Origin of the sequence: Pseudomonas syringae pv. tomato str. DC3000 (genome assembly GCF_000007805.1) — a bacterium.
GTDB lineage: Bacteria > Pseudomonadota > Gammaproteobacteria > Pseudomonadales > Pseudomonadaceae > Aquipseudomonas > Aquipseudomonas avellanae.
The window spans coordinates 975,348-1,000,279 of the sequence record NC_004578.1 but is presented as its reverse complement, the minus strand read 5'-3'; the positions used below and the strand labels follow the sequence as shown (position 1 = coordinate 1,000,279).

At 56.9% G+C, this 24,932-nt stretch carries 19 protein-coding genes and 3 pseudogenes; 16 read left to right on the top strand and 6 right to left on the bottom strand.

Annotated features, from left to right (window positions below):
* Nucleotides 1-78 precede the first annotated feature (78 nt).
* The 10 genes from PSPTO_RS04850 to PSPTO_RS04800 all read left to right on the top strand — a co-directional run bounded on the left by PSPTO_RS04850 (nucleotide 79) and on the right by PSPTO_RS04800 (nucleotide 10,512).
* The gene (locus PSPTO_RS04850) at nucleotides 79-1,377 is read left to right on the top strand and encodes an NAD(P)/FAD-dependent oxidoreductase (protein ID WP_005614782.1); all 1,299 of its coding nucleotides are present in this window, start codon (nucleotides 79-81) and stop codon (nucleotides 1,375-1,377) included.
* 428 nt (nucleotides 1,378-1,805) lie between these two features.
* Nucleotides 1,806-3,020 carry a methyl-accepting chemotaxis protein gene (locus tag PSPTO_RS04840; RefSeq protein WP_005770011.1) on the top strand — a complete coding sequence of 405 codons (1,215 nt, stop codon included), beginning with the start codon at nucleotides 1,806-1,808 and terminating at the stop codon, nucleotides 3,018-3,020.
* Between the two features lie 9 nt (nucleotides 3,021-3,029).
* Nucleotides 3,030-3,398, top strand: coding sequence for a response regulator (locus PSPTO_RS04835; RefSeq protein WP_004880039.1), 369 nt, complete (start codon nucleotides 3,030-3,032; stop codon nucleotides 3,396-3,398).
* A gap of 26 nt (nucleotides 3,399-3,424) precedes the next feature.
* Entirely contained in the window at nucleotides 3,425-3,715 is a 291-nt protein-coding gene (locus PSPTO_RS04830; protein WP_005770009.1) for an STAS domain-containing protein, read from the top strand.
* Between the two features lie 46 nt (nucleotides 3,716-3,761).
* On the top strand, nucleotides 3,762-5,864 hold the full coding sequence (locus PSPTO_RS04825; RefSeq protein ID WP_011103345.1) for a chemotaxis protein CheA: 2,103 nt from the start codon (nucleotides 3,762-3,764) through the stop codon (nucleotides 5,862-5,864).
* A gap of 28 nt (nucleotides 5,865-5,892) precedes the next feature.
* Nucleotides 5,893-7,548, top strand: a complete 1,656-nt coding sequence (locus tag PSPTO_RS04820; RefSeq protein WP_005770005.1) for a methyl-accepting chemotaxis protein — start codon at nucleotides 5,893-5,895, stop codon at nucleotides 7,546-7,548.
* A 36-nt stretch (nucleotides 7,549-7,584) separates the two neighbouring features.
* Nucleotides 7,585-8,124, top strand: coding sequence for a chemotaxis protein CheW (locus PSPTO_RS04815; RefSeq protein ID WP_003381223.1), 540 nt, complete (start codon nucleotides 7,585-7,587; stop codon nucleotides 8,122-8,124).
* A 9-nt stretch (nucleotides 8,125-8,133) separates the two neighbouring features.
* Nucleotides 8,134-8,943, top strand: a complete 810-nt coding sequence (locus PSPTO_RS04810; protein ID WP_005770000.1) for a chemotaxis protein CheR — start codon at nucleotides 8,134-8,136, stop codon at nucleotides 8,941-8,943.
* Complete coding sequence (gene cheD / locus PSPTO_RS04805) at nucleotides 8,940-9,446, top strand: chemoreceptor glutamine deamidase CheD (protein WP_005769998.1); 507 nt, start codon at nucleotides 8,940-8,942, stop codon at nucleotides 9,444-9,446. The genes PSPTO_RS04810 and cheD overlap by 4 nt, the downstream gene beginning before the upstream one ends.
* Nucleotides 9,436-10,512, top strand: coding sequence for a protein-glutamate methylesterase/protein-glutamine glutaminase (locus PSPTO_RS04800; RefSeq protein ID WP_005769995.1), 1,077 nt, complete (start codon nucleotides 9,436-9,438; stop codon nucleotides 10,510-10,512). Before cheD ends, PSPTO_RS04800 begins: the two co-directional genes overlap by 11 nt.
* Before the next feature lie 33 nt (nucleotides 10,513-10,545).
* Here PSPTO_RS04800 and PSPTO_RS30155 read toward each other — a convergent pair whose 3' ends face one another.
* From PSPTO_RS30155 to PSPTO_RS04780, 4 genes are all read right to left on the bottom strand, one after another.
* A complete protein-coding gene (locus tag PSPTO_RS30155; protein ID WP_011103344.1) occupies nucleotides 10,546-11,757 on the bottom strand; it encodes a hypothetical protein in 1,212 nt (403 codons plus the stop codon).
* A 168-nt stretch (nucleotides 11,758-11,925) separates the two neighbouring features.
* A complete protein-coding gene (locus PSPTO_RS04790; protein ID WP_005769991.1) occupies nucleotides 11,926-12,729 on the bottom strand; it encodes a type III secretion system effector phosphothreonine lyase in 804 nt (267 codons plus the stop codon).
* Nucleotides 12,730-12,898: 169 nt separating this feature from the next.
* Nucleotides 12,899-13,693 (bottom strand): cellulase family glycosylhydrolase, encoded by a 795-nt coding sequence (locus PSPTO_RS04785; protein WP_255302329.1) that lies wholly within the window; start codon nucleotides 13,691-13,693, stop codon nucleotides 12,899-12,901.
* A 582-nt stretch (nucleotides 13,694-14,275) separates the two neighbouring features.
* Complete coding sequence (locus tag PSPTO_RS04780; RefSeq protein ID WP_226992680.1) at nucleotides 14,276-16,003, bottom strand: NUDIX hydrolase; 1,728 nt, start codon at nucleotides 16,001-16,003, stop codon at nucleotides 14,276-14,278.
* 19 nt (nucleotides 16,004-16,022) lie between these two features.
* Between PSPTO_RS04780 and PSPTO_RS04775 the strand changes: the two genes are divergently transcribed.
* Nucleotides 16,023-17,000, top strand: a complete 978-nt coding sequence (locus PSPTO_RS04775) for an IS5-like element ISPssy family transposase (protein WP_007247571.1) — start codon at nucleotides 16,023-16,025, stop codon at nucleotides 16,998-17,000.
* 214 nt (nucleotides 17,001-17,214) lie between these two features.
* Nucleotides 17,215-18,192, top strand: coding sequence for an IS5-like element ISPssy family transposase (locus tag PSPTO_RS04770; RefSeq protein WP_007247571.1), 978 nt, complete (start codon nucleotides 17,215-17,217; stop codon nucleotides 18,190-18,192).
* A gap of 144 nt (nucleotides 18,193-18,336) precedes the next feature.
* On the opposite strand, the pseudogene PSPTO_RS04765 reads toward PSPTO_RS04770, so the two are convergent.
* Nucleotides 18,337-18,780, bottom strand: a pseudogene (locus PSPTO_RS04765) (type III effector); the annotation flags it as partial.
* Nucleotides 18,781-19,509: 729 nt separating this feature from the next.
* Here PSPTO_RS04765 and PSPTO_RS04760 point away from each other — a divergent pair.
* Nucleotides 19,510-19,632: pseudogene (locus PSPTO_RS04760) on the top strand (M20 family peptidase); the annotation flags it as partial.
* Nucleotides 19,633-19,717: 85 nt separating this feature from the next.
* Nucleotides 19,718-20,137, top strand: a pseudogene (locus PSPTO_RS04755) (cell wall anchor protein); the annotation flags it as partial.
* A 15-nt stretch (nucleotides 20,138-20,152) separates the two neighbouring features.
* On the opposite strand, the gene PSPTO_RS04750 reads toward PSPTO_RS04755, so the two are convergent.
* Nucleotides 20,153-21,766, bottom strand: a complete 1,614-nt coding sequence (locus PSPTO_RS04750; RefSeq protein WP_011103339.1) for an ATP-binding response regulator — start codon at nucleotides 21,764-21,766, stop codon at nucleotides 20,153-20,155.
* Nucleotides 21,767-22,039: 273 nt separating this feature from the next.
* Between PSPTO_RS04750 and PSPTO_RS04745 the strand changes: the two genes are divergently transcribed.
* Together PSPTO_RS04745 and PSPTO_RS04740 are read left to right on the top strand one after the other, a co-directional pair.
* Nucleotides 22,040-22,663 (top strand): response regulator, encoded by a 624-nt coding sequence (locus PSPTO_RS04745; protein ID WP_005769977.1) that lies wholly within the window; start codon nucleotides 22,040-22,042, stop codon nucleotides 22,661-22,663.
* Nucleotides 22,664-23,072: 409 nt separating this feature from the next.
* Nucleotides 23,073-24,695 carry an ATP-binding response regulator gene (locus tag PSPTO_RS04740; protein WP_161797801.1) on the top strand — a complete coding sequence of 541 codons (1,623 nt, stop codon included), beginning with the start codon at nucleotides 23,073-23,075 and terminating at the stop codon, nucleotides 24,693-24,695.
* Nucleotides 24,696-24,932: the final 237 nt, after the last annotated feature.

Here is a 24,932-nt window from a genome sequence, read left to right as displayed (position 1 = left end):
CATCTGACGCTATGAGCTGCCTTGCGCTCGCGAAGATCAAGCTCCCCCCCGATTCCTTAAACCTTCCGAGTAATCCTTATGACGCATCGTATTGTTATCGTTGGCGGAGGCGCTGGCGGTCTGGAGCTGGCGACCAGTCTGGGTAAAACCCTGGGCAAGAAAGGTACGGCCAGCGTCACGCTGGTGGACGCCAACCTGACTCACATCTGGAAACCGCTGTTGCACGAAGTGGCTGCCGGTTCGCTCAACTCTTATGAGGACGAGCTGAACTACGTGGCTCAGGCCAAGTGGAACCACTTTCAGTTTCAGCTCGGGCGCATGACCGGGCTGGATCGTGCCAGCCGCCAGATCCATCTGGCGGCCACGCTGGATGAAACCGGTGCCGAGCTGGTGCCGGCGCGCAGCCTGGGGTATGACTCGCTGGTGATCGCAGTGGGCAGCACCACCAATGATTTCGGCACCACGGGCGCTGCGGAGCACTGTCTGTTTCTCGACAGTCGCAAGCAGGCCGAGCGCTTTCATCAGCAACTGCTCAACCACTACCTGCGTGCTCACGCGGGCCAGGCAGACAGTGCGCAGGAAATCACCGTTGCCATCGTTGGCGCAGGTGCAACCGGTGTTGAGCTGGCGGCAGAGCTGCACAATGCAGCGCATGAACTGGCGGCTTACGGGCTGGGGCAGATCAAGCCGGAAAACCTGCGCATCACGGTCATCGAGGCCGGGCCTCGGGTGCTGCCTGCGTTGCCTGAGCGTATCGGTGCGCCGGTGCACAAGACGCTGGAAAAGCTTGGCGTCACCGTGCTGACCAATGCGGCGGTGAGTGAGGTGACGGCCGATGGTTTGATCACGGCCACCGGGCAGGTTATTCCGGCGAGTTTGAAGGTCTGGGCAGCGGGTATCCGTGCTCCGGCCTTTCTGCATGAGCTGGACGGGCTGGAGAGCAACCGCATCAATCAGTTGCAAGTGCTGCCGACGCTGCAAACTACCCGCGATGAAAATATCTTCGCCTTCGGTGATTGCGCCGCCTGCCCGCAGAAAGGCACTGATCGCAATGTCCCGCCGCGCGCTCAGGCGGCTCACCAGCAGGCATCGTTGCTGGCCAAGTCGCTGCGCCTGCGGATAGAAGGCAAGACGTTGCCGGAGTACACCTACAAGGACTACGGCTCGCTGATCTCGCTGTCAAGCTTCTCGGCAGTCGGCAATCTGATGGGTAACCTCATGGGCAGCGTCATGCTTGAGGGCTGGTTGGCCCGAATGTTTTATGTGTCGCTATACCGCATGCACCAGATGGCGCTGTACGGCACTTTCCGCACCCTGATGCTGATGCTGGGCAGCAAGATCGGCAAAGGGACAGAGCCGCGGATGAAGCTGCACTAACAGCAAGGGACGCTTCTGCGTCCCTTTTTTCGACGCAGAGCGTCGCGAAATGCGTTCCGACGCTGGAGCGTACGGAACGATAGCCTTCCAACTAGCGCAACTATCGTGCGACGCTCCGCGTCGCCATGCCGTTCTGGACGCTCTGCGTCCTCTTGTGAAGCAGCGACGAATTGTTGGCGATCATACCGGCCCTTTCGCGAACAAGCGAAGCGTCGCCCGGTTCGCTCCACGCCCTGCGGGCAGACGCCTGAAAGCCCCATTTCCGACGCTGACTTGCAGCGTTTTGAATACCCGCTATTTTTAAAGGGATCGGGCTCTACGCGCAGTGATCAGACGGAAGGCACCCGCACAGGTATCAAGTTCGTCTACGCCACGCAGATAACTAGGGAGTCGTGTATCACGCTGCACTGTTCAGGGATCGAACCCATATGTCGAATCAATTCAGCAGTACTGCTGCGCAAAGCCATCCGCGCTTTATCTGGTTTCCCCTGATTCCTGTCATACCTGCCGTTGCCTGGATACTGACGCAATCAGGTACGCGCCCTGCCGAACTGGTTGCGTGCGCTGCCCTTGTTGCCATCGGCGTTGGCGCTGCTTTCTGGGCTGCTCAGTCACAACGCAATGAAGTGCGTCGCGCCGTGACTCAAACGCTGGACCATCATCAGGCGCACAGCGCGCAAACCGCCGCGACGGCCACCAGTGCGCAGCTCAACGAGATCTTTCTCGGGGCCATGCCGATCTGGGCCAAGCAGGTCGAAAGCTCGCGCCAGCAGACCGAAACCGCCATTGTCGAGCTCACCGACCGTTTCACCGGTATTTCCGAGCGTTTGCAGGAAACCGTGCAGGCGTCGCAGCACGCTGCCGGTGAACTGGACGGGCAGAATGCCGATGGTGCGTTAAAAGTTTTGTCGCAAAGTGACAGCGAACTGAGTCAGGTGATTGACTCACTCAAGGCCACCCAGGCCAGCCGCGACCAGACACTCTCCCAGGTTCGCAACCTGACGGCCTACACAGGTGAATTGCGCACCATGGCCGCGGACGTTGCCGCCATTGCCGCTCAAACCAACTTGCTGGCCCTCAACGCCGCCATCGAAGCCGCCCGCGCGGGTGAAGCGGGTCGGGGCTTTGCGGTGGTCGCCGATGCGGTGCGCAGCCTGTCGAGCAAGTCCAGCGAGACCGGCCAGCAGATGTCGGCCAAGGTCGATATCATCAACAACGCCATCACGCAATTGGTCCAGGCGGCGTCCAGCGGTGCCGACCAGGACAGCCAATCGGTGAGCACCTCCGAGCAAAGCATCCAGAACGTATTGGAGCGCTTTCAGACCATTACCCGACATCTGGCCGAGTCCGCCGATCTGCTCAAGCAGGAAAGCTACGGCATCCGCGACGAGATGACCGAAGTGCTGGTCAGCCTGCAATTCCAGGACCGGGTCAGCCAGATTCTGAGCCATGTGCGCGACAACATCGACGCTCTGCATGCGCACCTGTTACAGGCCAGCCAGTCCCCCGACCAGGCCGTCGCCATCGACGCCCGGCAGTGGCTGGCGCGCATGGAGTCCACCTACGCGACCGACGAGCAACGCCGCACCCATCGCGGAGAGTCGGCGGCACAGCAGAATTCGCAGGAAATCACGTTCTTCTAGGAGCAGATCATGGCTAAGAGTGTATTGGTGGTCGACGATTCGAGCAGTGTCCGGCAGGTCGTCGGCATTGCCCTGAAAAGCGCCGGATACGACGTTATCGAAGCCTGTGACGGCAAAGATGCGCTGGGCAAGCTGAGCGGGCAGAAAGTGCACTTGATCATCAGCGACGTGAACATGCCGAACATGGACGGCATCACGTTCGTCAAGGAAGTGAAGAAGCTGGCCAGCTACAAGTTCACGCCCATCATCATGCTGACCACCGAGTCTCAGGAATCGAAAAAGGCTGAAGGTCAGGCCGCAGGTGCCAAGGCCTGGGTCGTCAAACCGTTTCAGCCGGCGCAGATGCTGGCGGCGGTCTCCAAACTGATTCTGCCCTGATCATAAAGCGGCCCCTGGAGGTCAGCATGTCTACAACCGCCGAGCACCGCGATGACATTGCACACATGCAGATCGACGGCGAGCTGACGATCTACACCGTGACCGAACTTGCCGCCCGTTTGCTGCCGCAGATCGCTGGCGCGGCGCGCGTGGAGGTGGACTTGTCGCGCGTTACCGAGATGGACGGAGCCGGCCTGCAATTGCTCGCGGTCATCCAGCGCGAGGCCGGGAAAACCGGCACAGCGCTGCATCTGACCGGCCAGAGCCAGGCAGTCACCGAGACCTTCGAACTGTGTAATCCGGGTGTCGTGCTGTAACGCGTCTATTTGAAGTACCGCCGGGTGATCGACAAAGGAAGTCATCGTGAGCATTAATCTCGATCAGGCACAGCAGACATTCATCGTTGAAGCCCGTGAGCTGTTGCAGGCCATGGAGGAATCCCTCCTGCAACTGGAAAACGATCCGGGCGACCAGGACGCGATTGGCGCGATCTTCCGCGCTGCGCACACCATCAAGGGTTCGGCCGGGCTGTTCGGGCTGACGCCTATTGTCAGCTTTACCCACATTGTCGAAGACGTGCTGGACCGCCTGCGCGAGGGCAGTGTTGCGGTGGATGCCGGGCTGATCGCGGTGCTGCTCAAGTCAGGCGACCACATGCTTGAATTGATCGAAGTGGTCGCCAGCCGTGGCGAAGCACTTCAGCCTGCGGCACTGGAGCGCGAAGCGGCCTTGCGCCAGGCGCTGCACATCTATCAGGCACCCGGCAGCGCCCCGGCCGAAGACACTGCCTGCGCGCCCGGCGCGGTGGACGGCGAACAGGCCGAGGTGGTGTGGCATATCTCGTTGCGCTTTGGCGTGGACGTGTTTCGCAACGGCATGGACCCGCTGTCGTTCCTGCGCTATCTCAACACTCTGGGGCAAATGATTCAGGTCACGACCGTGACCGACGGCATTCCGCCGGTGGAATCATGGGACCCGGAGTCCTGCCATCTGGGTTTCGAAATCGATTTTCGCTCGGCAGCCGGGCATGACGCGATCAACGAAGTGTTTGATTTTGTCCGCGAAGACTGCGTCGTACTGATCACCCCTGTCGAGCAGACGCCCGAGAGCAGCGAGCCGACCGGCACTGACCTCGTTTCGCAGAACGCGCAAAGCCCTGTGGTTGCCAACGGCGAACTGCTCGGCGATCAGCGCGCTGTGCCGCGAGTGCCAGGCCAGACGACGGCAGTGGAGCGCCCCGCCTCGGGCGGCGAGCACAAGAGCAAGGACGGCAGCTATGTGCGCGTCAACGCCGACAAGCTCGACGAACTAATCAACCTGGTCGGTGAGCTGGTCATCGCCAGCGCCGGTGCGAAACTGCTGGCCCGCTCGTGCAACAACGATCCGTTGCAGGAAGCCAGCTCGACGGTATCGGGGCTGGTGGAACAGATTCTTGATGGCGCGCTGCACCTGCGCATGATCCCCATCGGTGACACCTTCAACCGTTTTCGCCGAGTGGTGCGCGACGTCAGTCAGGAGCTGGGCAAAGACATCGACCTGATTATCAATGGCGCAGAAACCGAACTGGACAAGACCGTTGTCGAGAAGATCGGCGACCCGCTCATGCACCTGCTGCGCAATTCCATGGACCACGGCATCGAAAGCGCCGAGGCGCGTCGCGCGGCAGGCAAACCGGCCAAGGGTCATTTGAACCTCAATGCATTTCACGACTCGGGCAGCATCGTCATTGAAATCGCCGACGATGGGGCCGGGCTGAACCGTGAGCGAATTCTGGACAAAGCACAGCAGCGCGGGCTGGTGGCCGCTGGCGCAAGCCTGACCGATCAGGAAATCTACAACCTGATCTTCGAACCCGGTTTTTCCACTGCCGAGGCGGTCACCAACCTGTCCGGGCGTGGCGTCGGCATGGACGTGGTCAAGCGCAACATCACCCTGCTGCGCGGCACGGTGGACCTGGACAGCCAGCCGGGCCAGGGCACCATCGTGCGTATCCGCCTGCCGCTGACGCTGGCGATCATCAATGGTTTTCTGGTCGGCATCGATCAGTCCACCTACGTCATCCCGCTGGACATGGTTCAGGAATGCATCGAGCTGGACGAACACGACCGCCAGTCCAGCCGTGACAAAGGCTATCTGGACCTGCGCGGCGAAGTGTTACCACTGGTGTACCTGCGCGATCACTTCAACCTTGAAGGCCCGCCTGCCCGCCGTCAGAACGTGGTGGTGGTGCGCTACGCCGAGCACAAGGCCGGTCTGGTGGTCGATGACCTGCTCGGTGAATTCCAGACCGTGATCAAGCCACTGGGCAAGCTGTTCGGCGCACTGCGCGGCATCAGCGGTTCGACGATTCTGGGCAGCGGCGCGGTGGCCTTGATTCTCGACATACCGGCACTGCTCAACCAGATCGTCCAGCTGGAAGCCCGCCTGGCCCAGCCCCCCCATTCGCTCTCGCCCGCTTCTCGCTGACGGATTTGCAATTCCAAGGAGTAACCCGATGAAATGGTTCTACGATCTGAAGATTTCCACCAAGTTGATTACCTCGTTTCTGGTGGTTCTGTTGTTGACCGCAGCCATGGGAGTTTTCGCGATCATCCAGCTTGGCCAGGTGAATCAGGCCGCTCAGGACATAAAAGAAAACTGGATGCCGTCCATGCGAGCTGCTTCGGGCATGCGCTTTTACGCAGCCAATTACCGGCTGAAGGAAAACCGTCATATTGCCGCTGATGCCGCTCCGGAAAAAGCCCAGATGGAGCAGGAAGCTGCTGAGGCGCGCAGCCAGTTTGAAACACGGCTGGCAACGTACGACAAGTTGATCATCAGCGACCAGGATCGTCAGATGTTCAGCGCCGTCAGTGCGTCATGGTCCGCTTACCTGAAAGTCAGCACTAATCTGTTCGAACTCTCCCGTCAGGGCCAGGAGACCGAGGCACGTGCATTGCTGCGAGGAGAGTCCAAACTGCACTTCGATGAAGTGACCAGCCAGTTGCAAAAAATGGTCGAACTCAACGACGCCGGCGCAACTGCCGCCGGAGACAAAGGCTCGCAACTGTACGAAACCGCCCGCATCTCGATCATCGTGGTACTGATTGCAGCCTTGTTGGTCGGTCTGGGGCTGGCGCTGTTCATCGCCCGGATCATTTCTCGTCCGCTCAAGGAAGCAGCGACTGCCGCCGAGCAGTTGGCAGAAGGCAACCTGAACGCCTACATCGGGCACGGCTCGAAAGACGAAACCGGCATGGTGCTCAATGCCATGCGCAACATGGTCGGCAAACTGGCGCACATCATCGGCGAGGTGCGTAACGCAGCCGACAACCTGGCCAGCGCTTCGGAAGAAGTCAGCGCCACCGCGCAGTCGATGAGCCAGGCCACCAGCGAACAGGCCGCCAGCGTCGAAGAAACCAGCGCGTCGGTCGAACAGATGAGCGCCAGCATCAACCAGAACACCGAGAACGCCAAAGTGACCGACGGCATGGCCAGCAAGGCCGCCAAGGAAGCCACCGATGGCGGCGAATCGGTGCAGCAGACTGTCGTGGCGATGAAGAAGATCGCCCAACGCATCAGCATCATTGATGACATCGCCTACCAAACCAACCTGCTCGCGCTCAACGCGGCCATCGAAGCGGCCCGTGCCGGTGAACATGGCAAAGGTTTCGCAGTGGTGGCCGCTGAAGTTCGCAAGCTGGCCGAGCGCAGCCAGGTTGCAGCGCAGGAGATCGGCGAGCTGTCTTCCAGCAGTGTGGAAATGGCCGAGAAAGCCGGCAAGTTGCTGGACGAGATGGTCCCCTCGATCAACAAGACCTCTGATCTGGTGCAGGAAATCAGCGCCGCTTCCGAAGAGCAGGCGGCCGGTGTGGCGCAAATCAACACCGCCATGACCCAGCTCAATCAGGTCACCCAGCAAAACGCATCGAGCAGTGAAGAGCTGGCCGCAACGGCTGAAGAGATGAGCAGCCAGGCCGAGCAACTGCAACAGTCCATGAGCTTTTTCACCCTTGATTCGTCGCCAAAGCCCACAACGTCAGGCAGCAGTATCGATCACCGCAGCAGCCCGAGCCGCCAGCCACCCCGCACGGTGCAACCGCCGGCGCGCAAGGCATTTGCCCACAGCATGGCGAGCGCCCCGGACGAATCGGAATTCACCCGTTTCTGATTACCGGCTTCGATACCGCTTCACAGGGAGAACGACATGGGCTCATTGGTCACGACTCGGCAGGCCGTAACGGCGGTCGAAGAAGAGGCGCAATACCTGACTTTCATGCTCGGCGGCGAGATGTTTGCCATCGGCATTCTGGGCATCAAGGAGATCATCGAATACGGCAGCCTGACTGTCGTGCCGATGATGCCCGCCTTCGTGCGCGGCGTGATCAACCTGCGCGGCGCGGTGGTGCCCGTGGTTGATCTGTCGGCGCGTTTCGGGCGGCAGAACTCGGAAATCACCCGGCGTTCGTGCGTCATCATCATTGAGGCCAGCACCGAAGACGGCCAGCCGCAGGACATCGGGTTGCTGGTGGACAATGTTTCGGCGGTGCTGGAGATACCCGCTTCGCAGATCGAGCCGCCGCCGAATTTCGGCGCGCGGATTCGTGCCGACTTCATCAGTGGCATGGCCAAGGTCGATGGTCATTTCGTGATCGTGCTGGAAGTCGAGCGCGTGCTGTCCATCGATGAGATGTCCAGCCTTGCCGAGGCAGGTCAGACGCCAGCGCTCGACGCCGACGCGCACTGAGGCCTGCACATGCCTGACACAGCGTCGCTCAATGATCGCGAATTCGGCCAGTTCCAGTCCTGGCTGTATCGCGCTGCGGGCATCAAGCTGACGCCGGCCAAGAAAGCGCTGGTGGCCGGCCGCCTGTTCAAACGTCTCAAGCATTACGATCTGGACAGCTACGGCGAGTATTTCAAGCTGATCATGACCGACCAGCGCAACGGCGAGCTGCAAGTGGCGCTGGACCTGCTGACCACCAACGAGACGTATTTTTTTCGCGAGCCAAAGCACTTCGATTTTTTGCGTCAGCAGGTACTGACCAAGGTGGCGCCAGGCAAGGTATTCCGGGTCTGGAGCGCCGCCAGTTCCTCTGGTGAGGAGCCTTACAGCCTGGCAATGACACTGGCGGAGCAACTGGGCACCACCCCTTGGGAAGTCATCGGCTCGGACATCAGCACCCGCGTATTGACCAAGGCGCGCAGCGGCCATTACCCCATGGAACGCACCGAAACCCTGCCGCATACGCTGTTGGTGAAATACTGCCTGAAAGGCACAGGTCGTCAGGAAGGCACCTTTCTGATCGACAAATCACTGCGAAACCGGGTCAGCTTCATTCAGGTCAACCTCAACGAAACCCTCCCGGACCTTGGCGAATTCGACGTGATTTTTCTGCGCAATGTGATGATCTACTTCGATCAGGAAACCAAGAGCAAGGTCGTCGCACGCTTGCTGCCACGCCTCAAGCCCGGGGGCTATTTCATCATCAGCCATTCGGAAAGCCTCAACGGCGTGAACGACACGTTGAAACTGGTCGCCCCCTCCATTTATCGCAAGCCATGAGAAAACCCGTCGGCGCGATCGAAATAGTCCTGGCACCTGGCGAAGTGGTTTTTGAAACCCGGCCTGCGCGTTTACGCACATTGCTGGGTTCCTGCGTGGCGATCACGTTCTGGCACCCCCAGCAGCACATTGGCGGCATGTGTCACTTCATGCTGCCTCACCGCCCTCACAAACATAAGGCACTGGACGGCAGGTACGGCGACGAAGCGCTGGAAATGCTCATCCGCCACGCACTGGCCAACCACACAAAACCGCGGGACTATCAGGTCAAGCTGTTCGGCGGTGGACAGATGTTTCCCGAGCAGCAGAATGACTCGCAACAACTCAACGTGGCAGATCTCAACGTGCATGCAGCGCTGGCAATGGCAGAGCGCCACCGGCTGCAACTGAAGGCTCAGGACATGGGCCGCACCGGTCATCGCACGATCATATTCGACCTGTGGGACGGCAACGTCTGGGTCAAGCATCAACCCATAGAAGTGACTGAAAAAGATGCCAGGTAAAAAAATCAGCGTGCTGCTGGTCGATGACTCGGCGGTGGTTCGTCAGGTCCTTGTGGCAATCCTCAATGAAACGCCGGACATCCACGTCATGGCAGCGGCGTCCGATCCGATATTTGCCATGGGCAAACTTGCCCACGAATGGCCGGATGTGATTGTGCTGGACGTGGAAATGCCGCGCATGGACGGCATCACGTTCCTGAAAAAAATCATGAGCGAGCGACCGACGCCCGTGGTGATCTGCTCGTCGCTGACCCAGAAAGGCGCGGAAACCTCGTTACAGGCGCTGTCTGCAGGAGCCGTGGAGATCATCACCAAACCCACGACGGGTCTTAAAAACTTTCTGATCGAGTCAGCCGCCGAGCTGGTCGCCGCCATTCGCGCGGCGGCGAACTCCAACGTGAAAAACCTCGGCAAGCGCACAGCCACACCGGTACTGACACCGGCCAGCAAACTCACCGCAGATGCCATTTTGCCTGCAGCCAGCGGTCACTCGATGGCCCAGACCACCGAACGCATCGTCGCCATTGGCACCTCGACGGGCGGCACGCAGGCGCTGGAAGCGGTGTTGACAGCGCTGCCCAGAGTCTGCCCGGGCATCGTCATCGTTCAGCACATGCCGGAAAAATTCACCGCCTCGTTCGCCGAACGCCTCAACGGCTTGTCGCAGATCGAAGTGCGTGAAGCCAGAAACAACGACCGCATCCTGCCCGGCCTGGCCCTGATCGCACCCGGCGGCAAGCACATGATGGTAACGCGCAGCGGCGCCTATTATCACGTCCAGGTCATCGACGGCCCGCTGGTCAATCGGCACCGCCCATCGGTGGACGTGCTGTTCCGCTCGGTGGCCAGGTTCGCCGGCAAGAACGCCACCGGCATCATCATGACCGGCATGGGCGACGACGGCGCACGCGGCCTCAAGGAAATGCTCGACGCAGGCAGCTCGACCGTCGCCCAGGACGAAGCCAGCTGCGTGGTGTTCGGCATGCCCAAGGAAGCCATCAAACTCAATGCTGCGCAAAGAATCATGCCCTTGCAGGAGATTCATCAGGCGATTTTGCACCGATAACGTTCGAAGGCTTCCCGATCAGATCAAGACACCTCAGCGTTCGCCATAAGCAAGCCGTCCGCTGACTGCAAAACCTTGCTCAAGCATCACGATTTTTTCCGGCTGAAAGTAATGCCCTGGATTGAGCAGAATTTCCTGCTCACCCGCCTCGCTGATGCTCATATCCGGATTGTGAGCATCCTGAATGGCATCCACGTGAATACCCGCAACGTGGTCGGCCTTGAAGCGGAAAAAGATCGACGAGGCATCAACGCGATTGCTCTGCAGATCACGCAGCGTTTGACGACGCAACACTTCAGATGAAAGGTCACCGCTTGTAAGGTCCACCGTATACCTGGCTCTGCTCAACCCTCGCTCATCCGACACACTGGAGAATTCTACTGCCGCGTCCGCGCTGGATGTCGTACTGAGAAAACCGTTGAACCGCAACGCCTTGCCAGAGAGCAGAGCTTGCAGCGCAGACTCGCCATTGAGCTGAGTCGTGAACAGATCGTCATGCCCTGTCGCACCTTTCAACAGAGAGACACCTGAAATACGCGGAGCGGCATGAATGAACCTTCGTAGAAGAGCCGTTTGTGGCGCCAACTGTGTTTCGATGTGGGTCTTGTGGATATTAAACTCCTCAGCGTTCAGTTCGCCCGCCTCGTAATGTCGAGCGAAGTCCCGGACGAAATTATTGACCTCGGCTTCGTTGTGGTATTTAGGGTCGAGGGATTGCAAGTAGTGGCTCAGTGAGCGATAACCCATCGCGCTGACATTCATCAGGTAGTTATCACCATAATCCTGCTGATAGATATGCAATGCATCAACGACTTGCGTGCCCTGCGCAGGTGAACAGCGGTTAAAGTGCTGCAGACTGTTATATGCAATCCTGCTTTTTTCTGTCGGGAAATTATTCAGCTGATTGTTGAGAATACGCTGTTTTTCAAGCTCTGCCGCGTGCGCCAGTCGGTGGCGCTGACTTAAAACCTGTTGGGCAGAGGCAGGCGCTATGCCTCTTTGCCCCAATTGCGTGGTGTGCACTGTCTGAGGGGTTGCAAAGGCAGACGCAAACCCTGTCCGGTTAACGGCGGTTAGCGGAACAGAATGCCCCCCGATGACAGCCGTCGTATTTCCAGGTCTGGCAACACGGTGAACGCCTTGTGAGCTTTGCTGCGCGCGAGACGTGGATGCCTGGTGATGGGAAGGCTGATTATTGTAGAGGTAAGCCTGATTGGCAGAGTATTGAGAGACTGGATGTGGCATGGAATATTTCCTGTAAAGCGCGTCGTTGTGCGACGGCGTTCGTTCTATTTTTTGAGACGTGCTTTGTAAACACGCTCAGGCAGTGCATGGGGTAATCACACTCTTTGGAGAAACCCGTCATGGGCTTTAACGCAACTTGCTATGGGTGATGGTCACAGCCAGACTTGCTCAGCGAGTCCAGGGCGGTGGCATCAGCGAACGGCTTGACGCGCCTGATTTCACGGGCGAAGCAGCCACGTCGGGAAATGAAACCAATTGGAAAAACGGCTCTTTTTCCAGTTCATTGGCCTGGCTGGAGGACCCCGCTCTTTCGCTTCTGTGTTCATTGCGATAAGACGCATACGCCCAGTGACCGGGCGCTACATCCGATGCAGGGCGATTATTGCTTTGCTGTACGCCGGCTGTGTGCAACTCACGCTCGATACTGCTGATCATGCCGCGCATTTTCCCCATGTATTCGGGGCTGTAAGTGTTGTCCGCGCGATCAGGTTTGGCGTACAGCGTGAATTGAGCCCCCTGCGTGACGCGCTTTTTTTCAGGCTGCAAGTCGGAACTCGCGCAACTCATGTCGGTGACTTTCCATTTGTCGACGGGGCTGTCGTCGGCTTGCAATATTTTGCCTATCGCATTGAATGCACTGGCCACATGCTGAGGGGCAACGCTGAGGTGAATCTTGTCTCCGGCGAAATCTCCCTTGCTCCTTGAATCACTGCGCTCCATGTGAATAAACACTTCAGACTCTGTCACCTTGAATTTATTGACAGCCGTCCAGCCACCATGATTTTCACCCAGAGCGCTTTGCGCAACTTCGTAAGTGGGAGCACGATGGTTCAAGGTAAAGCGCGTCGGTGTATGAGCACGCACCTCTGCGTGATTCATGTGGCGAAGTTCAGCTTCCGCATTTTTCTTGAGGGGCGCCTGTGCAATTGAAGTGTTCAGCTTCAAAGCGAGCATGGGCTTGTTTATGGGCATAACGTTGTTTTCCTGCTTTCTATCGAGAATTGAAACGCAGGGGTGGCGACGCCGTTGAATCTCGTCGCCCCCCTTTTTTATTCAGGAGCCTGAATTGATCGACAGCGTCTTTGCGGGTAACCCGGGCGACGGTCTGTTGTTCAGCGTGATCAGACTTCCATAGGCCATGTCAGGAGAATTGATCCCCTTTCGAGAAGCCGACATCGTGTTTGATCTTGCCGCCCTGGAACTGGTCCATCCACGGCAGGACATCGGCACCGGCGGCTTTCAGCGCGCCCATGTTGTCTTTTACGGCCTGATTGGCCCCGTCACGCTGTTCGAAGTTACTGCCCCCGGTCCAGTTGGCATTGCCGACTTCGCCGATCTGAGGTTTGAAGCCTGCGCCGCTCAGCGCCTTGATCTCCGATCCCAGGCGTGAAGAGGCGTCGGCACCGCTGGCGTATTCATGGATACTGCCGATCAGGCCGGGGTTGTTACTGCCGTTGGCGGCCTTTAATTGAGCGGCGTATTTGACCAGTCCGCTTTCCCCGCCAGCCGTCAGACCACCGCCCCAATTGCTGTCCTCAACCACGATGTCGCCTTTATAACCCGCGTCACGCGCAGACTTGATCAACGTGCTCTGCATGTTGGCCCAATCCTGAGTCGCACTTTTGCCACCTTCATTGAAGGTGTCGAGTACAAAGCTTGGGTGTTTTCCAAGTGCAGACACTACGTTTTTGACATCGTCGGCCGCTTGTTTCAGCTTGTCGCCCGTCAGCACATTGCCACCGCCACCATTGGCGTTGTCGCGGAACGTAAACTGAACCTTGACCCCTTGTTTGTCACCGGCATCGACCATCGCCTTGAGCTTGGCCATTTGCGCCGGGTCATTGATCTGGTCGTGAGTCATCTGGATGCGCAGTGTTCCACCGCCGGCATTTTTAACATCCTCAACCATTTTTCGCGCTGCGTCGGGAGACGCAATCCGGTCAGGGACCGTGTTCGCGCCGCCATGAGCACCCAACCCCGCGCTATTGAACGCCGGGGTATCGCTGGGCTGTTGAGACGGGTTTGAGCCTGAAGTCGGACTGGCAGCACTGCAGGTGGAAGCCTGTCCGTGTCCGTTTCCGGGCGAAGCAGAAGGCTGGCTTTCAGAACGATTATGGGCGGAGGCATTTCCGATTACGCTTTTTAGCAACGCATAGATGAGCGTCTTCAAGGCCTCGACCAGGCCACTCTGTCCCGCGCCCCCCGCTCGTCCATTCCCTGTGGTGGCGGCTGTCGGCGTGCTGTTCCCCCAACTCACCGCGCTTGGCGAACGATGGGCACTTTCCGGAGAAAGAAAGTGCACGGCATTGCTCGATGATTTCCCGGAGAAGTCCGGGCTCGGCGCGTGATTGCCCGATGAGACGGGGGACCACACAGGGCCGTTGTTGCTTACAGAGGTATTCATACTCATTTCATTACTCCTTTCCTGTGGAGGTAACGCGTTTGGGTAAACTGTTTTTTTCGCAAAACATTAAAAAAAATCCAATGCCGCCCTCGGTCATCAAACACCCGACGATCATTAGAAGGGGTTAAGCCTGAAAACCTCCGCTGCCTTCACCAAGATGGTATGGTCTATTTCGCTGATTCCACTGGCCCCTCTGGTCAATAATTTTCCGGCCTCGGTAATTCTTGCCAACTTGACGCTTTGAGATTCAAAGCCCATATCAGACGGCGTTCCGTCTACGCGCTTGGCAAGGTAATAGCGGGTGCGTGACGTTGTTCGGTCGTAATCACCGATAAAACCGTGCAACTCAACTTTAAGCCCTGTCTCTTCGTAGACTTCCTTGAGTGCATTGGTCCTCAAGTTAAGACCGGGTTCCAGCTTTCCTTTAGGAAACGCGTGCGTTGCGCCGAACGGGTGGTTGGTCGGCTCGGTGATCCATAGCCTGCCGTCAGGCTCAAAAATTATCGCGCCACTGGCGGGAGCAAGATGATTGGAAAACTTGAATTCGGGCTCTTTGAAGTCGACAGCATGGGTTCTATGCCGGCGCCAGCCATCCACCGTGTCGGGTGGCGCAAATGATTTGAACGGTATGTTGTTCAGACTGCCACGGACAGGACGATGAGGTACAAAAACGGCTGTTGCAGATGAATCACTCAACGCACGCACATCGCTGGGTGACGTGGGGTTTTTAACAATGACCACATCGCCGCCCTCATTCTTTTGGCGATGAATATGAGGAAGCGCCTGTTTCATATTGACAAGCCAATGCTTACGACTGATCAGTCTTTTACCGAGTTCAATGCGTTCGCTGTAATTACCGGGGCCGTGTTCTGCGCAGAGTGCCTTAATACGGTCGTCCGGTATTCTTTCTATTGCCGCAATGCCCATGCGGATGTCATTACGCTCAATTTTCCGAAAGGCGTGACTGGACGTGTTTTCTTTGCGAGACAGCATCGTGACCAGTTCCATTGGCGTGTTACCGAACTGATTACCCTTATGCCCCCCTTGGGCGCGAAAGAGCAGCGAGCCACCCAGGTCGATGCGCACAGGTTTGTTACGGTCATTGAAGATGATATTGTCTCCCGTCTGACCGATGACATCCCAGTTCGCCAACCAGGCGTCCACAGCAAAGCCGGACCGTAACTGGCCACTTCCCTCTATCGTTTTGATGTCTTTATGATTCCCGCCTATCAGTTTGGAAATCAATGCCGGCTTGCCCTGGCGAGACGCCATTTTTATGTCAGGCACATCAATTCCCGCGGCGCGGTACAACTTGGATGCCAGAACCTCGTTTCGAAGTCTATTGGTAGAAGGGTTCGTTTTCACATACCATTTAACGCCATCGGGTGCTTGAAACAATCCTCCTGGGTTAGAACCCTTGGCGCCAGAGAGCTGGCTCCATTTATCAGTCTCGATGACCTCGAGTTCGCCCCCCCTTTTGGACCGCCCTAAAACGTTCATGTCTACGACAATGTACGCACCTTCCCGGCGAGCATGGGTAATTTCGTACCGGTTGGTGATATCCAGAATGACTTCATGTTCACTCTTGCTGGCCACCGATAACGGCAACCGGCTTTCACTGAGTGTCACACCCCTTGCACCACTGAGATTGCGCGCGGGAACAGCGGACTTCGCGTGCAGCACAAACAGAACCGGTGTTTCTTTATTTTTGTTCGCGTTCCCCACCGCAAAACCTTGTGAAATGGCCGACACTGTCGAAGCACTGGCCACCCCCGTCGCGGTATAAACACCTTTAGGGAAACTCTGAAAAAGGTTTCCTGATTTGGCAAAATACCCCAACACCTTTCACCGAGCTTCCCTGATGAAACAGATGACCTTCGCCGATGCCGAGTACGCGGGTAAACGTAAGCATACCCGCCGCGAGCGCTTTCTCATCGAGATGGATCAGGTTGTGCCCTGGAAAGGCTTGATTGCCCTTATCGAACCACATTATCCAAAGGGCGAAGGTGGCCGTCCGGCTTATCCGCTGATGGCGATGCTGCGTATTCACCTGATGCAGAACTGGTTTGGTTACAGCGATCCGGCGATGGAGGAAGCACTTTACGAGACAACGATCCTGCGCCAGTTCGCAGGGTTGAGTCTGGATCGAATCGCCGATGAAACCACGATTCTCAACTTCCGGCGTCTGTTGGAAAAGCATGAGTTGGCAGGCGGGATTTTGCAGGTCATCAATGGCTATCTGGGTGATCGAGGTTTGATGCTGCGCCAAGGTACGGTGGTCGATGCGACGATCATTCATGCGCCGAGCTCGACCAAGAACAAGGACGGCAAACGCGATCCCGAAATGCATCAGACGAAGAAAGGAAACCAGTATTTCTTCGGCATGAAAGCGCATATCGGCGTCGATGCCGAGTCGGGTTTAGTCCATAGCCTGGTGGGTACTGCGGCGAATGTGGCGGACGTGACTCAGGTTGATCAATTGCTACATGGTGAGGAAACCTATGTCAGCGGTGATGCGGGCTACACCGGCGTGGACAAGCGTGCGGAGCATCAGGATCGTCAGATGATCTGGTCAATTGCGGCCCGCCCAAGCCGTTATAAAAAGCATGGCGAGAAAAGTTTGATCGCACGGGTCTATCGCAAAATCGAGTTCACGAAAGCCCAGTTACGGGCGAAGGTTGAACATCCGTTTCGCGTGATCAAGCGCCAGTTTGGTTATACGAAAGTCCGGTTTCGCGGGCTGGCTAAAAACACCGCGCAACAGGCTACTCTGTTTGCCTTGTCGAACCTTTGGATGGTGCGAAAACGGCTGCTGGCGATGGGAGAGGTGCGCCTGTAATGCGGAAAAACGCCTTGGAAAGGTGCTGTTTGAAGGAAAATCGATGAGTTAAGAGCGGAAAACGTCTAATTATCTGATCGGGCGAGCTTTTTTTGAACCTCAGGCCATGAGAGCGTCAAAAATCGATGCCTACTTCAGACCTTCCTTAGGGAAACTCTGAAAAAGGTTTCCTGATTTGGCAAAATACCCCAACACCTTTCACCGAGCTTCCCTGATGAAACAGATGACCTTCGCCGATGCCGAGTACGCGGGTAAACGTAAGCATACCCGCCGCGAGCGCTTTCTCATCGAGATGGATCAGGTTGTGCCCTGGAAAGGCTTGATTGCCCTTATCGAACCACATTATCCAAAGGGCGAAGGTGGCCGTCCGGCTTATCCGCTGATGGCGATGCTGCGTATTCACCTGATGCAGAACTGGTTTGGTTACAGCGATCCGGCGATGGAGGAAGCACTTTACGAGACAACGATCCTGCGCCAGTTCGCAGGGTTGAGTCTGGATCGAATCGCCGATGAAACCACGATTCTCAACTTCCGGCGTCTGTTGGAAAAGCATGAGTTGGCAGGCGGGATTTTGCAGGTCATCAATGGCTATCTGGGTGATCGAGGTTTGATGCTGCGCCAAGGTACGGTGGTCGATGCGACGATCATTCATGCGCCGAGCTCGACCAAGAACAAGGACGGCAAACGCGATCCCGAAATGCATCAGACGAAGAAAGGAAACCAGTATTTCTTCGGCATGAAAGCGCATATCGGCGTCGATGCCGAGTCGGGTTTAGTCCATAGCCTGGTGGGTACTGCGGCGAATGTGGCGGACGTGACTCAGGTTGATCAATTGCTACATGGTGAGGAAACCTATGTCAGCGGTGATGCGGGCTACACCGGCGTGGACAAGCGTGCGGAGCATCAGGATCGTCAGATGATCTGGTCAATTGCGGCCCGCCCAAGCCGTTATAAAAAGCATGGCGAGAAAAGTTTGATCGCACGGGTCTATCGCAAAATCGAGTTCACGAAAGCCCAGTTACGGGCGAAGGTTGAACATCCGTTTCGCGTGATCAAGCGCCAGTTTGGTTATACGAAAGTCCGGTTTCGCGGGCTGGCTAAAAACACCGCGCAACAGGCTACTCTGTTTGCCTTGTCGAACCTTTGGATGGTGCGAAAACGGCTGCTGGCGATGGGAGAGGTGCGCCTGTAATGCGGAAAAACGCCTTGGAAAGGTGCTGTTTGAAGGAAAATCGATGAGTTAAGAGCGGAAAACGTCTAATTATCTGATCGGGCGAGCTTTTTTTGAACCTCAGGCCATGAGAGCGTCAAAAATCGATGCCTACTTCAGACCTTCCTTAACTACCCGCAAGCCATGGATAAGACCATGGGCTATTTCGCGACTTTCGTAACCCCAAGAGATATTCAGTAATCGCGCCGCAGTCTTCTCCGGCAGCGATATCCCCCGATAAAGCACTTTAGTTTGACCCGGCTCGGCCAGGTCAATGGAATAGCGCGGTATGGCGGCCCTCAAATCCGCAAATTCTTCGTCGCTTGTTTCGGCGGCCGTGTACTTCTGCAGCAGTAGCATGAACTCTCTGCCGTCTATTGATTTCAGCACGCCGCCCTGCTGGCGTGCCAAACGATACTCATCAGCGGTGTTGAAATGCTCAAGCGGGACTCCTTTGCCTCGCCCTCGCGAAACAAAGTTCGGCACTTTATTACCGCCGGGCGCCAGCGCTGACGTACTTTGAGCGTTTGAAAACCCAAGATGACTAAAGCTGTGTGTTATAGGGTTCATTATTGAGCACTCCTGCGCGTTCGTCTCGGGGCACGCGATGAATTTTCGTCCTTGGCATTACAGGCATCATGATAGTTATCAGGCCCGACAGCAGTCAGTCGATACTCACGAGGCACATAGCCACTCTCCGGCTCGGCCGAATCCTGAATAACGCTGGGTGATAATAAGCAACTTAGAATAAGCAGCCAATTGCCACTACGGACCAAATACTGCCAATAAGCGGAGCTTATAATTGATTCGAGGTAATCCATGGCAAATGCTCACCGTCTATACCCATTAGAAAATTGAGTTAGCTGAGTGTCGCCTTGTGTCATCGGGTTCCATTAAAAAACAGGAGATGTAAGAGTAATAAAGGACTATCACTGTGAGTGATAAAGCATTGGGAAAAAGCGTGTAAGTTCGGTGAAAAACAAGAGGGCGCGGCACCCGACCGTCAATGTGTAGCAAACTGATTATTCATACGATAACTTATGAGGCGTTCATCGCTCACATCAATAAGCTTGAACTGTACAAGTTCGTTCAAACAGAGCATGTCGCAAACTTGCAAAATACCAACGATCTCTGGCAGCGGCCTTTACAGTAGAGGCTACCTCCTCACAGTCGCTTGAACGCCTCAGAAGCTGTGCGCGCGAGTACGCTCTGCAGGACGGCGCATGGCTTTTCTCGCCGAACAACTGACCCTACACGGGTTTTCCTGCGAGCTGCGGTTTCAGGGAGCGTCGTTTCAACCTCCTGGCCTGCCAGCGCAGCCGTGACGCCATTCGGCGCGGGCCTGGCGTTGGTTTGATACTGACTGGCGGAGAAGAAACCGCCTGTGACGGCGCCAAGGAACTGTGCAGTGACGCACCCCACTAGCTGGGCGAACCGGGCGCGCAACTGAGCACCCTGATTGATTTACCCGGTATTTGCGCCGCCCCCGACGCGCCCTGGGTACAACAGGGTGCAGGAAAGCGGACGCGATCAGGGGCACTCAACGCTGGACATCGCCCTGATCGGCGTCATAGGCCAGATGGCCTGGAATCAGGGTGATGATTTATTCGGCTTTGAGAATAACCTCGTGCTTAAAGCCAGCGAGTATGTCGCCAAATACAATCTGGGTTATGACGTTCCCTGGACGTACTACACGACCAGCGACGGCACCGTTCAGACTGAAATCTCATCGGCGAGCAGAGGCAGCACCCGCCCTGTCTGGACGCTGATCTACAACCACTACAACCGGGTCAACGGTCTGGAAGCTAAGTACACCAAGGAAATGATGGACAAGTTCGGCCCTGAAGGCGGTGCATATGGCGCAAACAGCGGCGGGTTCGATCAATTGGGTTATGGGTCGCTGCTGTTTAATTCCGATGTGAAGTAAAGCACTGCGCACGTGTCAGGGCGTATTCACCCGCCTTTCGCGAACCGACAGCAGGTTCAGGCGCAACTCGGAGGGGCGCAACGGTTTGGACAGCACCGACACTTCAGCGCCCTGCAATGATTCAAGAACCACTTCCACCTCCCTGCCGGTCACGATCAGTGCCGGCACATCCCAGCCTCGCGCCGCTCGTATGCTCTCGATGCAGTCAAGGCCGTTGGCCGCTGTGCCCAGATCGTAATCGGCGACGATGATGTCGCAATCGGTAATCAGCCCTTGCGCCGAGCGGGCGGTCTGGACTTCGCATCCCCATCGTTCAAGCAACGCCGCGGTGGCCATCAACACGTTGTTGTCGTCTTCCACCAGGCAGATCCTGACCCCCTTGAGCAAGCTGTCGCCCAATGGTTTTTTGCGCACGCGCTGCACCGGCGCGCTCACTTCTTCAAGGCCATGAATGGTGACAGTCGTGCCGCGATCCACCTCAGACTCGATGTTGATCTTTACGCCGAGAATCTGACTGAGCCGCTTGACGATGGACAACCCCAGCCCCACGCCCTCCACGTCTTTGTCGCGGGCATGCCGGATCCGGTAAAACTCTTCACATACGCGGGGCAGATGCTCGGCAGCAATGCCGCGCCCACGATCATGCACGCTGATCGACAGGCCACCCTTGTTTCGCCGCACACCGATCAGCACCGGATGCTCCGGCGCATATTTGAGCGCATTGGACAAAATGTTCTGCACCATCGTCGCGAGCAGGGTGGCATCGACCCTTGCCCAGCGCCTGCAAGGCCGCACCCTGAGGTCCACTCCCGCCCATCGCGCAGCCGCGGTGTTTTGCTGAGCGATCTCATTGAGCATTTCACCCAGATGGACCAAGTCTGACTTGGCGAAGACCTTGCCGCTGTCCAGTGTGTAGATGTCCAGAATCGTGCGAAACAGCTGCGAGACGTTGTGCAGGGAACGATCAATGTTGTCGACCAACTGACGCTCATAATCGCCCAACGGGCTTGAGCGCAAACAGGCGGTAAACATACCGATGGAGTGAATGGGCTGACGCAGATCGTGACTGGCCTGCGCCAGAAAACGCTCCTTTTCACGAGTAGCCACGGTCGCCTGTTCCGACGCCTCACGCGTTCTCACCAGCAGAATATGAGCGTATCCGGGCACCAGAATGGTAACGGCGACCAGCATCAGCACCATGAACGGCTGTGCCTGCCAGTAAGGCGTCAATTGATAGATGATCAGTATCGCCAGCAGGGCCAGCGACGCGGCAATTGCCAGATAACGAGAGCCATAGCGCATGCCATTGCCCAGCGTCACCCAGACCATCACACTGAAAATCGGCAGTGTCGCCTCTCCTCCCACAATCAGCCCTACGGAAATACCGGTGTAGTCATGGACCATCCCGAGTACCCGACGCACCGCATATACACCGGGGTAACTGATAATGTGCTGGCGCAGGACCAGAGAAACCACCAGAAAGCCCGCATAGTAGAGAATGATCGGTTGATATTTCGCCACATTGAGCCCTGGCAGGAAGCCGACCAGCGATACATAGCTGATCGCAAAGGTTGCCACGATCAGCCTGAGCGTGGCCTGATCCAGTTCAGCGTTTTTCCGGTCTTTCATTGGCGCACCTCGTTGCTCTGCATGCGTAGCTGCTTTAAGGCTCCAGGCTCATTGCCCTGTTCATACGGGCACAACAAAGCCCTCTATTCTGCCGCCCGAAAAGGCAACTAAATCACACTATCGATCCCGGTATCAGCGTATTAGCATCATACGATCAGCTCTTTCCCGAACGTCGATACCGAGCAAAAATAGTCACTTTAAATGTGTAACACAGACGATACATATTGTTTCTATCGAGTATGATGGCCCGACTAAAATACCGGAAGCAGAGGCATGTCGTGCAGAATCATAGTGGCTGACGACCACCCCTTATTTCGTGAAGGTATGTTGCGTACCATCGAACGTCTGTTACCAGAGGCAGTTATCGAGCAGGCCGGCAACCTCAATGAGGTGCTGATGCTTGCGCGCTCGGGCGATGAAGTTGACACGCTGATTCTCGACCTGCGCTTTCCAGGTTTGAATTCGATGCAGACCATCGCCGAACTGCGCAACGAGTTCCGGCGTACCTCCATTATCGTCGTGTCCATGGTCGATGACCCCGAGACCATTGCTCAGGTCATGTCGAACGGGGCTGATGGTTTTATCGGCAAGAACATCGACCCGCAGGAGATAACCGAGTCCATTGTCGCTATCCGCCAAGGCGAAGTTGTCGTCAAGTACAAGTCTGAAGGCTCGATATTCAATGAATCGGCGGTTAACGCCCTGAGCCCGCTCACGACTCGCCAGAAGCAGGTTCTGGGTCTGGTGGCGGCAGGAAAAACCAACAAGGAAATCGCCAAGGAACTGGGTATCTCGCCCTTCACCGTGCGTATACACGTTTCCAGTCTTCTCAAGGTTCTGGGCGTTTCCACCCGATCCGCCGCTGCGGCTCAATTTTCCAGCCTGGCTATCAGGTAACAGCATCAGTCTGCACGACTCAGTGCTGTCAGGTTCAGCGCGCGGTTGATAAGAGGTTGCACCCCCCTCTTCGTTCAAAACCGTACAACGCTGCTGACAATAACTTTGATTTCTGGGATCAGGCATTAAAACGCAGGAAGCTAGAAACCCCAATAGTACACCTGTACTAATGGCCAAAAGACATATAATCGGATAAGCGACCTGCATCAAGCGCACGCTAACTTTCCTTGCATCCACGCTGGTACACCGGACACTTCTATCCTGCAGTGCGCCCGCACGCTTAAACTCCCCAGCGTATATAAATCGTTGTACTATCACCGGCTCACTGACAAACCTGACTTGCCCTCTCAGCCTCACAGGACTGACCAGGATCGTGATGTCTATTCTCTCCAGATGCAAAGACCTGGAAATGATCCAGGCACTGTTGCGCATGGCTGTTATTGCTACGTCGTCACTGTATGCGCTGATCATGTATGCCCTGGACGACATGTCTGCAAACCGGATGTGGGTGATTCTGGGTTATTGCCTGGCCTTCGCTGTCGTCAATGCAGGCCTGATCTGGCGTATTGCAGTGCGACCCGGCGCGTCCACGCGGCGCAGGATGTTCGCACTGGTTGTCGACAACATGGCCGGTATCGTCACCATTACCGTGGGTGGCGAGCCCATGCTGCCGGTCTATTCGGTCATGCTGAGCATGACGGTCGGCTACGGCATGCGCTACGGACGCAATTACCTGTTGCTGGCCACCGGTTTTGCCTTGGCATCGTTATGCCTGATCATTCAGCTCACGCCCTTCCTGCAGGAGCATCCTGCCGTGGCGGTCATGATGATCCTGACAATGCTGGTGCTGCCATTATTCGTTTATTTCCTGCTCTCGCGACTGCACATTGCGTTGAATGAAACCCAGGCGGCCAACGATGCCAAATCACGTGTTCTTGCCCAGGCCAGCCATGACCTGCGCCAGCCGATCCACTCCATCAGCCTGTTTACTGCGTGCTTGCGCGACGCATCACTGGGTGCGGACGAGCGCCGCCTGGTGGATAACATAGACCGGGCCTTGAGCGCCGTAGAACAGCTTTTTCGCTCGTTGCTGGATATCTACACGCTGAACCAGGGTGAGGTTAATCCACGCCTGGAAACCGTCGATGTCGATGCGTTATTGAGCGGGCTGGCCGGACAGAACAGCGAAGCCGCCAACTGGGCTGGGGTCGAGATCCGTGTGCGCCCTTGCCGGCAACATATACACAGTGACCCGGCGCTGCTGCGCACCCTGCTGCAGAACCTGATGTCCAACGCCTTCAAATATGCCCCGGGCAAACCGGTGCTGATGGCCTGCCGACAGCGCGCCGGAAAATTGAGTATCGGTGTCTATGACATGGGCCGTGGCATCCCGGCAACACACCTGCCGCATCTGTGCAACGAGTTTTATCGCGTGCGCGAAGAGCGCGATCAGGACATCGAGGGCGTAGGGCTGGGGTTAAGCATCGTCAATCGGGTCGCCACGTTACTGAACCTGCACGTCGGGATCAATTCACGCCTGGAGAAAGGCACAGCGGTTGTGCTCAGCGGGCTGCCGATCGTGAACGCACTTCAGGCCGCGCCCACGCCGGATATCGACTGGAACAAACACTTGCTGGGCGGCTTGCGTGTGCTGTTGATCGAGGACAACTACAACGTGCTGCAAGCGACCGCCATGCTGCTGCGCAAATGGGGCTGCGACGTCCAGACCGCCTCCGCCACCCCCGAGGCAAGCGTCGATTGCGATCTGGTCGTCACCGACTTCGACCTTGACCGAAGTGCCACCGGCGCCGACTGCATCCGCTACCTGAGCGAACTGCATGGCCGACGGATACCGGCCATCGTCATCACCGGTCATGCGATCCAGCATGTACAGCAATCGCTGAACGACCCACGGATTCCGGTTTTGTCCAAACCGGTACGACCTGCTGAACTGCGCTCGCTGTTGCTGAGTTTCAAGATGGATCTGCTGCAAACGGCAACTCCCGACAGGGCGTCCCTTGCCGGGCCATGAGTGCGATCGGCAACTTGGAGTTGCGCACATATCTTGGTTAAAGCTGTGCGCCGTACCGCGTTAGTACACCTGTACTATAGTTGATCGTTATACCTGTAGCCTAAGCTAAGCGTTAAACGACTTCAGCAAACATGAGACGTTGCAAGGCCTGTTCATCGAGGCTTTGCCGCACGTGTCTGTCTGTCTGTCTGTCTGTCTATAAAAGCTTTCAATAACGGGCTTACCTTCAGGGGCAAT